Origin of the sequence: Lonsdalea populi, from assembly GCF_015999465.1 — a bacterium.
GTDB classification, from domain to species: Bacteria; Pseudomonadota; Gammaproteobacteria; order Enterobacterales; family Enterobacteriaceae; genus Lonsdalea; species Lonsdalea populi.
In genome coordinates this window covers 2311446-2323120 of record NZ_CP065534.1, presented here as the reverse complement: position 1 = coordinate 2323120, position 11675 = coordinate 2311446, and the positions used below count along the sequence as shown (strand labels likewise).

At 59.4% G+C, this 11675-nt stretch carries 10 protein-coding genes; 8 read left to right on the top strand and 2 right to left on the bottom strand.

Going from position 1 to position 11675, the window contains the following annotated elements; translation table 11 throughout:
- The 6 genes from I6N93_RS10200 to I6N93_RS10175 are packed head-to-tail and all read left to right on the top strand — an operon-like array spanning window position 1 to window position 6281.
- The gene (locus tag I6N93_RS10200) at window positions 1–1902 is read left to right on the top strand and encodes an IucA/IucC family protein (protein ID WP_197669151.1); all 1902 of its coding nucleotides are present in this window, start codon (window positions 1–3) and stop codon (window positions 1900–1902) included.
- 1 nt (window position 1903) lies between these two features.
- On the top strand, window positions 1904–2815 hold the full coding sequence (locus I6N93_RS10195; protein ID WP_085684886.1) for an ABC transporter substrate-binding protein: 912 nt from the start codon (window positions 1904–1906) through the stop codon (window positions 2813–2815).
- Window positions 2812–3825 (top strand): FecCD family ABC transporter permease, encoded by a 1014-nt coding sequence (locus tag I6N93_RS10190; RefSeq protein ID WP_085684885.1) that lies wholly within the window; start codon window positions 2812–2814, stop codon window positions 3823–3825. Before I6N93_RS10195 ends, I6N93_RS10190 begins: the two co-directional genes overlap by 4 nt.
- Window positions 3818–4849, top strand: a complete 1032-nt coding sequence (locus I6N93_RS10185; protein ID WP_085684883.1) for a FecCD family ABC transporter permease — start codon at window positions 3818–3820, stop codon at window positions 4847–4849. Before I6N93_RS10190 ends, I6N93_RS10185 begins: the two co-directional genes overlap by 8 nt.
- An 11-nt stretch (window positions 4850–4860) precedes the next feature.
- A complete protein-coding gene (locus I6N93_RS10180) occupies window positions 4861–5670 on the top strand; it encodes an ABC transporter ATP-binding protein (RefSeq protein WP_085684881.1) in 810 nt (269 codons plus the stop codon).
- A complete protein-coding gene (locus tag I6N93_RS10175; protein ID WP_085684879.1) occupies window positions 5667–6281 on the top strand; it encodes an RraA family protein in 615 nt (204 codons plus the stop codon). Before I6N93_RS10180 ends, I6N93_RS10175 begins: the two co-directional genes overlap by 4 nt.
- A gap of 45 nt (window positions 6282–6326) precedes the next feature.
- On the opposite strand, the gene I6N93_RS10170 is transcribed toward I6N93_RS10175, so the two are convergent.
- Window positions 6327–7652 carry an APC family permease gene (locus tag I6N93_RS10170; RefSeq protein WP_085684877.1) on the bottom strand — a complete coding sequence of 442 codons (1326 nt, stop codon included), beginning with the start codon at window positions 7650–7652 and terminating at the stop codon, window positions 6327–6329.
- A 706-nt stretch (window positions 7653–8358) separates the two neighbouring features.
- On the opposite strand from I6N93_RS10170, the gene I6N93_RS10165 reads away from it, so the two are divergent.
- Window positions 8359–9390 carry a radical SAM protein gene (locus I6N93_RS10165; RefSeq protein ID WP_085684875.1) on the top strand — a complete coding sequence of 344 codons (1032 nt, stop codon included), beginning with the start codon at window positions 8359–8361 and terminating at the stop codon, window positions 9388–9390.
- A complete protein-coding gene (gene yjeH, locus I6N93_RS10160) occupies window positions 9366–10646 on the top strand; it encodes an L-methionine/branched-chain amino acid transporter (RefSeq protein ID WP_167459585.1) in 1281 nt (426 codons plus the stop codon). The genes I6N93_RS10165 and yjeH overlap by 25 nt, the downstream gene beginning before the upstream one ends.
- A gap of 127 nt (window positions 10647–10773) precedes the next feature.
- On the opposite strand, the gene I6N93_RS10155 is transcribed toward yjeH, so the two are convergent.
- Window positions 10774–11412, bottom strand: coding sequence for a LysE family translocator (locus I6N93_RS10155; RefSeq protein WP_167459584.1), 639 nt, complete (start codon window positions 11410–11412; stop codon window positions 10774–10776).
- Between the last annotated feature and the right edge of the window lie 263 nt (window positions 11413–11675).

The window sequence follows — 11675 nt, the reverse complement described above, 5'->3', positions numbered from 1 at the left end:
ATGGAAACGTCACTGTCCTTTCATCGTCTGCGGGCGGAACAGATCGTCATGCAGGATCTGGTCGACTGCCTGTTGGCGGAACAGTTTTTTGGAGCGGAAGCGCTCACGCTGTTGTCGGAAACCGCATGGCGGCGGCAGTACGGTTATCCCAGCCCTCTGAGCGCCTGTCTGTCTGCGTCGCCACCTGCGCGCCTGTGGCTGTGGCGCGGCCAGTTGCAGGAGGCGATGGCACTGCTGGTGGCGCTGAGGCCGGGCATCACGCAGGCGTGGGAAAAAGCGCCGCTGTCGGCGGTCTATGTCGGCGATCCTGATACGGCGGAGTGGCAGGCGCTGTCACCGGAAGATTTCATGCGCTGGGTGTTCTCCGCACAGGGCGACTCGGAGCTGAACGCACAAGGACAGCAGCTGTTTCTCGACGCGTTGGGCACCAGCGTGCGGCAAACGGCGTTGTCACAGTCTCACCGCATCAACCCCGAGGGATTGCTGGCGCGTAGCAACGCGGACTTCTTTCATATCATGGAGCAGTGGGCCTCGCTGCGCGACCGGCCCTACCACCCGACCGCCAAGGCAAAACAGGGACTGAATTCACAGGAATATCAACACTACGTGGCGGAGTTCGCCCGACCCGTGACGTTGGGATGGGTGGCCGTCGCCCGTGATTGCCTGTTGTGCGGCGAGGGTATCGAAGACCTCGCCCGACAAACCCCGGCGGACTCTCTGTTAACGGCGGACGATCGTATCCGCTTGACTCAGGAGTTGACCGATCGCGGACTGGACGAAAGTCATGTGGCGCTGCCGGTGCATCCGTGGCAAGACGCGCATGTCCTGGATCAGCTCTTGGGCGATGCGCTGCGCGACGGGCGCTGCCGTCGGCTGGCGTTTCGGTCTGACGGGGCGTTGCCGACGTCTTCGCTGCGCTCCATGACCCCCGGTTTCGTCAGCGCGGATTATCTCAAGTTGCCGATGGCCGTCTATTCACTGGGCGCGTCGCGCTATTTGCCCGCCGTCAAAATGATTAACGGCAATTTGAGCGAGGCGCTGTTGCATGAGGCGCTGGCGCGTGACGACGAGTTGAAAGCGCGGTTATTCCTCTGCGACGAACGGCGCTGGTGGGCGTTTATGCCGCCTCAGGCGACGCTGTTCGATGAGGCGCCGCGTCACCTGTCTGCGATGGTGCGTCGCTATCCGCCGCAGTTGTTGCAGGACCCGGAGTGTCGGCTCTTGCCGATGGCGGCGCTGGGCACGCTGTTGCCGGACAGCCGTCGGCACTTCTTTGACGACTGGCTGGCCTACCGTGCGCTGCCCGCCGGCGAAGAGAGCGTGTTAACGCTGTTCGCCGAGCTGTGCCGCTGTTTCTTCACGCTGAATTTCCGCCTGTTCCGCTTGGGGATGCTGGGGGAAATTCACGGCCAAAATGCGGTGCTGGTCTGGAAAGCGGGGCGGGCGCACGGCCTGCTGCTGCGCGACCATGATTCGCTGCGTATTCATGTCCCGACGCTGAATCAGCATGGTATGCAGGACCCGGTCTATCGCCTCAAGCCCGGCAACACTGCGAACACGCTCTATCATGAGCGGCTACCGGATCTGTTGTTCTGGCTGCAAACGCTGGGAATTCAGGTCAATCTGCGCGCGATCATCGACACGCTGGCTGCCGTCTACGCCATTGCGCCCGCCACGCTATGGCGCACCCTGCGGGCTGAGATCGAGCAGGCTATTGCCGAGGTGATTGTGGAAACCGATATGCGGGCGATGTTGCAACGGGAACTGTTCGAGCGCGAAACCTGGCCGCAGAAGCTGCTGATTACTCCGACTATCGCCCGCGCGGGCGGACCGGGCAGCATGCCGTTCGGCAAAGGCGAAGTGGTGAACCCGTTTATCCAGCTAGAACGAGGTTTCCGCTAACGTGCATCGTCGACACTTTTCGCGCCGCAGCGTACTGCGGCTGTCGTTGGGCCTGCTGCCGCTGGGGCTGAACTGGCCGCGCTTTGCGTTGGCCGAAACGGCGGAACCTCGGGTCGTGACCTTGTTTCAGGGGGCGACGGATACCGCCGTGGCGCTGGGCATTACGCCCGTCGGCGTGGTGGAATCCTGGAGTGAGAAGCCGACCTACCGCTATTTGCGCTCGGCGTTGTCGGGCGTGCCGATTGTCGGGCTGGAGACGCAGCCCAGTCTGGAAGACATCGTGATGCTGCGCCCGCAGGCGATTGTGGCGTCCCGGTTTCGTCATCAGCGGCTGGCCGCGCTGCTGTCGCGGATTGCGCCGGTGGTGATGCTGGATGAAATCTATCAATTCAAGCAAACGGTGCAGGCTATGGGACAGGCGCTGCAGCGGCAGGCGGCCGCGCAGGCGTTGCTGGCGGACTGGCAAAGACGGGTGGCGCAGTTGCAAGGAGAGCTGCAACAACGGATCGGCGGTCAGTGGCCGCCGACGGTCGCGGTGCTGGATATTCGCGAGGATCACGTTCGCAGCTATTTGCCCGCCAGCTTCCCGGGTTCGGTGCTCACCGAGCTGGGCTTTGGCTGGAGCGAGGCCAGTCGCGCGCAGCCCGGCGTCTCCCTCAAACTCACCAATCTCGAAAGTCTTCCGGTCGTTGATGCCGATATTTTCTTCGTGTTTCTGCGCACGGAACGCGCTTCCGCCCTGCGTCATTACGAACGCGTCATTGCCCATCCGTTATGGCGGCAGATGCGCGCGCCCAAGCGCGGGCAGGTGTGGCGGGTGGATGGCGTCACCTGGAGCCTGTCCGGCGGTATTCTCGGGGCGCAGCGCATATTGGAAGACGTCAAGCGGGTCACGCTGGGCGGCGCATCATGAGGCGGGGCAACGCACGGGAGCGTTATCGTGTTATCGCACTGGCGAGCTGCGTTCTGCTCGTCTTCCTGCTGGCACTGTTCAGCCTGACGGTGGGGCCGGTGTATGTCCCGCCGGCACAGGTGGCGGCGGCGTTTCTGGACCCGGACGTCATGAACGTGAGTCACAGCATCGTGACCTCGACACGGCTGACGCGGACGTTGATCGCCATCGTCGTCGGCGGCAGTCTGGCCGTCGCAGGGGCGCTGATGCAGGCCTTGACCCGAAATCCGCTGGCGTCGCCGGGATTGTTCGGCGTGAATGCCGGGGCGATGTTTTTTCTGATTGTCTGCGCGGCGCTGCTGCCGGCGGCGTCGCCGCAGTTCGGGCAGTGGTCGGCTTTCGCGGGAGCGGCGTTGGCGGGAGGGCTGGTGTGGTTGACCGGTACGCTAGGGCAGGGACGCCTCAACCCGCTGCGCATGGTGCTGGCGGGGGCGGCGATCTCGGCCATGTTCGCTGCATTTAGTCAGGCGATTCTGGTGGTCAGCCAGGAGGGGCTGGATACCGTCCTGTTTTGGCTGGCCGGATCGGTGGCGGGTCGCGATCTGACGATGGTGCGTCCGCTTCTGGTGGGATGTCTTGCCGCGCTGGCGGCCTCGCTGCTGCTGGCGGGGCAGGTGAATATTCTGGGCGCGGGCGAGGCGATCGCCCGTGGATTGGGACAGCGTACCGGTCGGATACGGCTGATGATGTGCGTACTGGTGGTGGTGCTGGCGGGCAGCGCGGTGGCGATGGCCGGCAATATTGGCTTTATTGGTTTGGTCGTCCCGCATATTGCCAAGCGCCTGTTTCCGGTTGACCAGCGCTGGCGGCTGCCGGGGTGTGCGCTGCTGGGGGCCGCGCTGCTGCTGCTGGCGGATATTCTGGCCCGTGTCGTCATCCTGCCGCAGGAGGTGCCGGTCGGCGTCATGACCGCGCTGCTTGGCGCGCCCTGTTTCCTTTATCTGCTGCGTCAGGGAGGTCGGCATGGATAAGATCGTGCAGCTGCGTGGCTGCGGCATTTCCCGGCGGATCAATATCTCAACGGTGATTCGTCTGCTGATCGCCAGCACGGTGCTGCTGGGACTGCTGCTGCTGTCGCTGTGTCTGGGCAAGATCCCGCTGGCGCCTTCGGCGGCGCTGCAGTCGTTGGCCGACGGACGACAGGACGGCATCGCCTTTATCGTGACGGAGCTGAGACTGCCGCGAAGCCTGCTGGCGATGCTGGTAGGCGGCGCGTTGGCGCTTTCCGGCCTGTTATTGCAGGCGATGATCCGCAACCCGCTGGCCTCGCCCGATATTCTGGGCATCACCAGCGGGGCCAGCGCCGCGACGGTCTGCTATCTCTCTTTTCCGACGGTGGCGCTGGGGGCGGGCTATTTGCCGCTCGCCGCTATATTGGGCGCGGCCGTCGCGGCGTTGGCGGTGTACCTGCTGGCCTGGCGGGCGGGCGTCTCGCCGCAGCGACTGGTGCTGACCGGCGTGGGGATCTCGGCGCTGCTGACGGCGGTCACCACCTTCCTGCTCGTTTTCAGCCCGTTGACGACTACGCTATCCGCCTATGTCTGGCTGACCGGCAGCGTCTACGCCGCCAGTTGGGCAGAAACCCGGACGCTCGCCGGTTGGCTGCTGGCGATCGTTCCGCTGTGGATAGGCATTGCGCGCCATGTGACGGCGCAGCAGCTTGACGACGAGTTGGCGCAGGGCATTGGCGTTCGCGTGCAGCGGATCCGGCTGTGTCTGCTGGCGGTCGGCGTGGCGCTGGCCGGTGCGGCGATAGCCTGGGGCGGGGCGATGGCCTTTGTCGGCCTTATCGCGCCCCACATCGCTAAACGGCTGGTCGGTCCCGCATTCGGCGGGCAGGCCGCCATGACGGCGATGTGCGGCGCGGGTCTGGTGCTGCTGGCCGACCTGTGCGGACGGACGCTGTTCCTGCCGCTGGACTTACCGGCGGGCATTTTTGTCTCGGCGTTGGGCACGCCGTTTTTCCTGTATCTGTTGTTGAAACAACGTCATTGAGGTAATGAAGAATGACTGCTATCGCCAGCCGTGACCTGACGCTCGGCTATCCGCATCAGGTCATCATCGACCAGCTGAACATCCGGCTGCCGCGCGGCAAAATATCGGTGCTTATCGGCAGCAACGGCTGCGGGAAAAGTACGCTCTTGAAGTCGTTTGCCCGGCTGCTGGCACCGCAATCGGGCGCGGTGCTGCTCAACGGCGAGGACATCCATCGCCAGTCCACGGTCGCGGTGGCTCGGCAACTGGCGATCTTGCCGCAGCGGCCGGATGCGCCGGAGGGGATCACGGTCCGGCAACTGGTGAGTCTGGGGCGTTATCCGTATCAGAACTGGTTCCAGCAGTGGTCGCAAGAGGATGACGCCCGCGTCTCTCAGGCATTGCGGCAGACCGGTACCACGGCGCTGGCCGAGCGGCCGGTCGACGCGCTATCCGGCGGCCAGCGGCAACGGGTGTGGATTGCGATGACGCTGGCGCAGGATACGGAAGTGCTGTTGCTGGATGAACCGACGACATACCTCGATCTGGCGCATCAGATTGAAGTATTGGATCTGCTGCGAGACCTGAACCGTCAGGCCGGTAAAACCATCGTGATGGTGTTGCATGACCTGAATCTGGCCTGCCGCTATGCCGATCACATGGTGGCGGTGCATAACCGAACGGCGTTTGCACAGGGACGACCCGCCGACATTCTGACGGAGGCGATGGTGAAAACGGTGTTCAATCTGGACTGCCGTATTATCCCCGATCCCTTTTTCCAGACTCCGCTGTGTATTCCCTTTGGCCGGGAACGTCCATCGGCCGAGAAGGAGATCGCATGATCTATGACGTATTGCCGCGTCGGCAGAACGCGAGCGATGATGTCGTGGCCCAGTGGCGGGAGATCTCGACCTCCACGCTGGGCCACCTGACGGAGGAAGGCTTCCTGCGTGGCATTCGTCCGTTGTCGCCCGGCGTCAGTCTGGCAGGCAACGTAGTCACCGCCCGCCTGCGGATGCCGGACGGCGGCGCGCTGCGCGAGGCGCTGTTGCTGAGTCAGCCGGGCGATGTGCTGGTCATCGACGCGATGGAGGACGCCGAGCGTGCCTGCTGGGGCGAATTGCGAACTTTGGCGGCGCAGGTCAAAGGCGTGGCGGGCGTGATCGTGTCAGGGGCGGTGACGGATGCGCGGGCGTTGCGAGCGTTGGGATGGCCGGTGTTCTGCCGTGGTATCAGCGCTATCACCACGCGGGCACAGGGAACCGGCGGCGAGGTCAACCATCCCATCGTCGTCAGCGGGGTGTCGGTTCTTCCCGGCGATATGGCTCTGGCAGATGATGACGGCGTGTTCGTTCTGAGCGCGGAGCGTGCGGCGCATTGGCTTCTGCCGGCGAGGGAGAAGTCGCGCGCCGACGCCGAACGCCGTGACGACCTGATGCGGCGTCGCGGCTAAAGAGCTATCGGACGAGCCTGCGCGGTGCGGGAACCGCGCCCGCCGTCAGGAGAATACCAGTTCGCGTTTGGTGACCCGGAACCAGATGATCCAGCCGAGGCCAATTGCCGACCAGACCAGGCCGAGGATCATCGATTCCTTGTCCAGATGCGCCCACATCACGCCAATCGTGCCGATGCCGAGCAGCGGAAGAACCAGGTTGAAGAGCCACTCTCGGGCAGAGGACAGCCGTTTGTCCCGAATGACGTGGAGGGCGATGACCGACGCGTTGACTGCGGTGAACGCCACCAGCGCGCCGAAGCTGATCAGCGACACGGCGGTATCCAGCCCGAAGAACATGGCGCTCATCGACAGTCCGCCTATAAACAGCACGCAGTACAGCGGGCTGCCGAGACGCGGGTGGACGTAGCTGAAAAAGGCGCCGGGGAAAATTCCGTCGCGCCCCATGATATGCAGGAGGCGTGCGGCGCTGGCGTGAGAGGCCAGCGCGGAGGCGAAGGTATTGATTAAGATCGCGACCAGAAATAGCGACTGAAACAGCGCGCCGCCTACATACAGAACGATTTCCGGCATCGCCTCCGAGGGGGTTTTGAACTGCGCATTGGTCGGATAATACAGCTGAATGAACCAGGAGGCGGTGAAGAAGATGGCGCCGCCGATCAGAGCGGTGAGGAAGACGGCGCGGGGGATGATGCGTTTCGGCGAGCGCGTCTCATTGGACAAGGTCGTTACGGCATCGAATCCCAGAAAAGAGAAGCACAGCACCGCCGCGCCGCCAATGAGCGGTATTACGCTGGTGTCGCCGTTGAGCAGGGGGCGCAGGGTCCAGACCGCATCGGGGCCGCTCTGATGGATGACGCCCTGAATCACCAGATAGATGAACACGCCCATCAGCACGACGGGCGCGCCGACAAAGAGAAAGTTCAGGTTGGCCAATAATTTGATATTGCGGCTGTTAATCCAGGTGACCAGCAACGTGAAGGCGACAATCCACATCCACGGCTGTAGCTGAGGAAACAGCGATCTCAGGTAGATACCTGCGAGCAGCGCGTTGATCATCGGCAGCAGCATGTAGTCCAGCAGCGAGGCCCAGCCGACCAGGAATCCGGTCTCATTACCGCAGGTCTTGCGGCTGTAGGTATACGCTGAGCCTGCTTCCGGAAAGGCTTTCACCATTCGGCCATAGCTGAGCGCCGTGAGCAAAACGGCTACCAGCGCCAGCAAATAAGCGAGCGGGACGCGGCCTTCGGTGAGGCCGGATACAATGCCGAAGGTATCGAAAACGGTCATGGGCGTCATGTACGCCACCCCGATGATCACCACTTGCCATAACCCCAGCGTTCCTTTGCTCTTTGCCTTCTCTTTCGCCATAACATGATCCCGTTTTCGTCCAGGAATTGATGATTGCTCTGAGCTAAAGGCAGCAATTAATGTGCCAGCGCCAGCGTGTTAGCGGCATAATCCGGCCGGGATGATACACGCTCTTGCTGTTATCGCCTATGTTGCGGGGGAAAAGGCACGTTTACAGCGTGTGAACCAGGTTGAATCGTCCCCTTCGCGGCGGCGTCATTGCACTCTTTCTTAGCCCATGTCGCCGGTCGGGCGCCGCGATGGAATACGGGTTTGATGGATTATTATCGTGTGTGGAAATTAAAATTACGCACACCAGGCTGACGGTGAAAAGCCATTGCATGTCTCTGCGGCGATAAAATCAAAACGTCGGCGTACTCTACGCCGTTAATCGGCGCGGTGAATTCAGGTTGTTATTGTTTTTAATTTGATTCGTATTACGCTTTAAGTCATTTATTTTTATACGCTGACGGTGGGGGTTTACGGTAGGTAAGCGTCTTATTTCTTAATAAGATAAATAAGATGATTTAATAATCCCAATGGCGGTTATTTATTATTTTTATTTTCATCGGCGTGTTTTTCTGAGTATTATTTATTTTATTTTTATATTCTCAGTAATAATTAAAATCGACAGTTTTTTAGATTGATTCTGGTCAAATTTAAATAAATACTACAGATATAATGTGGATAGGCATTTTATTATATTTAAATTAAGGAAACAGAAGCAATGTATTTACTTCATGGAAATGCCTTTACCAAACAGGACGTTTATTTCGCGCTAAGAGATCGTAATTTATTGACTCTCACCATTATGTTGGAAAATGTTTGTAATTTTAAATGTCCCTTCTGCTATACCCAGACGCAAAAGTTCGACAACGAACTGTCCACAGGAGAGATAAAGCAGATGGTGGACGATGGATTGGCGCTAGGCATTAAAACCGTGCTGATTGCAGGTGCCGGAGAGCCTTTGCTGGCGCGTAACTTCTGGGAAGTGATCGATTATATTGGTGGTAAAGGTCTGCACTGTATCGTTTTCTCTAATATGACGGCGATTACCGGTGATACCGCACAAAAACTTTATGCGCGCGATGTTTCCATCATCGGAAAAATTAATAGTTTCAAAGATGATGTCCAGAATGAAATTGTCGGCGGCATTCATAATGCCGCGTCTAAAATGCGACGTGGGCTAAAAAATCTCATGGACGCCGGCTTTAACCGCTTGGAAAAAGGAAAGACCCGACTGGCGATCGAAACGTCGGTTTTGCCGGAGAATATCGACGAGATTTACGATATTTGGCGCTACTGCCGCAGCCACACTATTTTTCCGCTGGTCGATACCGTGCTGTACGAAGGCAGCGCCAAACAGCATTGCTATGAAGATTTTCTGGTGCCCTATACGCGTTTGGTTGAAGAGGTTAGCCGCATCCGGCAGTATGATCGGGACATGGGCTTTGAATGGCCTATCAAAATTATCAAGCGTGAAAACGATCGCGGGATTATCGTCGGCGAACTGGCGGGGGATTGCCATCGCATCGGCACGAATCTGAACGTGAATGCTATCGGGGACGTTTACGACTGTTTTAACATGAGCCAGCCCACTTACGGCAATATTCGCGAGCGCACACTCATCGAGATATGGAATGCGGACCGTCCCGACGATAAAGGGCTGCGTGTTCACGGCTTGTGTCATTGCCGTCATTTAGATGACAGGGAATCGCTAAAAGGAGAGATGGCGTGTCTGAGCAGTGCGGTAAGTTAAGTTTACATCAGGGTGTGGGTTTTCTGGTTTCTACGCTGTTAGGTTCAGGCGTGTTCATTGTTCCGGCCATGGTGGCCGGACTTGCAGGGCAGTGGGCGTGGCTGGCGTGGCTGGGTATGACGTTGCTGGTGCTGCCGGTGGTTTTTACTTTTGCGCTGCTCGGGCGTCGTTTCCCTCATAGCGCCGGTACAGCGCATTTTGTTGAGCTGGCTTACGGGCATCGCCTGCGACAAAGCATCTCCTGGTTGTACCTGTCCGTCATCCCCATCGGTCCGCCGGTGGTCGTGATCACCGGCGCTAATTACCTGGTGTACTGCCTCGGGCTTTCTCCGGTCTATTGCGGTTATTTCGCGCTGCTTATGCTGTCGCTGATTTTGATCGTCAATGCTTTCAACGTCACGCTGTCGGGCAATGTGCAATTCGGGATTACGGTGCTGACGGCGCTGGTGCTGATCAGCGTCATCGTGGTGGGGTTTACGGAAACGCCGAGCGCCGCGCCTAAGGTCATTTCGGCAGGCGGCGATAGCCTATTAGCGTTCTTGAAGGCGATGGGCATTATTTTTTGGTGCTTTGTGGGCATTGAGGCCGTCGCTCATCTTGCGCCGGAGTTCGCCTCTCCGGAAAGAGATTTTCCGCGCACGATTGTCATCTCGCTGGCGGTCGCGCTCAGTCTGTACTGTTTGTTGAGCTACACCGTGTTGCGGTTTTCCGCCTTCGGCAACGAAGTCGACAATATCTCCTCGTTGCCCCGCCTGATTGGGCAGGCCTTTGGGCGGACTGGCGCGGTAGCGATCGGCCTGATGGGTTTTTTGACCTGTCTTGCGGCGGTCAACCTCTACATCATCAGCTTCACGAGACTGATTGTTTCGATGGAGGGACATGGACCGATAAGCCGTTGTCTGGCATACCGTAACCGTTTCCACGCGCCGGTAGCGGCGACGTTGCTTGCGGTGCTGCCCGTCGCCATCACCGTCTCGCTCAAGTACGGGTGGTCTATCGGTCTGGAGAGCCTGATTGCCTGCGCCAACGGTGTGTTTGTGATGATCTATCTGTCTGCCTCGCTGTCGGCATGCCGCTTGCTTCATGGACATCAACGCGTGATGGCGCTGCTGGCTAGCCTGTTTTGTCTTGGCGTCGCCTGCGTCATTGGCGACAACATGCTGTATGCCGTCGTCGTCACGCTGCTCGCCTTTGTCTGGAGTTCACGGCGCCTGCGTAAGGCGATGGTGGCGTCCTCCGGCGGGTCCCGGGCGTAATACATGCAAGAGAATGAGCTCAGTAACGAGCGCGTTTCCCCTCTAAAGGCACGGCGAGTCACTCTGTTTTAACAAGCGCCGCGCGATGCATCGGCTGGCGCATCGCGCGGCGCTTGTTATCTCCTTGCTACTCCGGCATGACCCCCCAGGCAATTTCACACGTCATCCAGCTGCCGATAGCCAACAGCAGCATCGCCGGCACTTTGGAAAGGAAGAAGTCGATGTCGTTGACGGAGCGCTTTTTGAGCCAGGGAGACAGGTAGCAGTACGCCAGATTGAAGCCGGAAGTGCCCAGGCAAAACAGCGTTCCCATCAGGATAATTCCATCTCCGGAGCTGCCCGGCGAGACGAACTGGGAAAAGAAGGAGAGATAAAAAATGCCCGTCCGGAGATTCTGCAAGCTGCCGATGGCCCCCTGCAGAAAGAAGGAGGACGGATGTACCGGGGTCATCGTCGTGCTTTTAGACAGATAACGCGCCGCCGGGGGCATGCGGTAAACGCGGCTGCCTTCCCAGATTAAAAACAGTGCGCCCAGCAGTTTGACCATAGTCAGCACGACGGGCGAGGCTGCCAGCGCGAGGCTGACGAGCAGCCAGGATAAGATCACGTAGCAATAGCAGCCCAGCGCCAGCCCGACGATTCCGCTCAGGGCGGCTTTCTTGCCAAAGCGATGAAAATTACCGGTAATGCACAGCATATCCTTCCTGGGGAGGGCGCAGAAGGTGAATGAAGCGATAAGAAACAGGGGCCAGTTAAAGTCAGCCATGGAATTCCTCTGCTCGTCTGATCGCCGATTTATTCGGGAGCCGGTGGCCCTGAGCCCATTTTCTGAGTGCATCCGTCATGACGGCCTCGCCATCCGGAGTCAACCCGTCGGCACCCTGCCGCTGACATCGGCAATACAACCAATAGAATTCCCCATTGGCGAAATATTTCCAGCGACGTGAGCGCATAATCAGCGGCCCACTGAAATTCCTTTTCTCCTCTCGGTGTCGCGTGTGATCGTCTCGAGTCCAATTCAGCGTTATC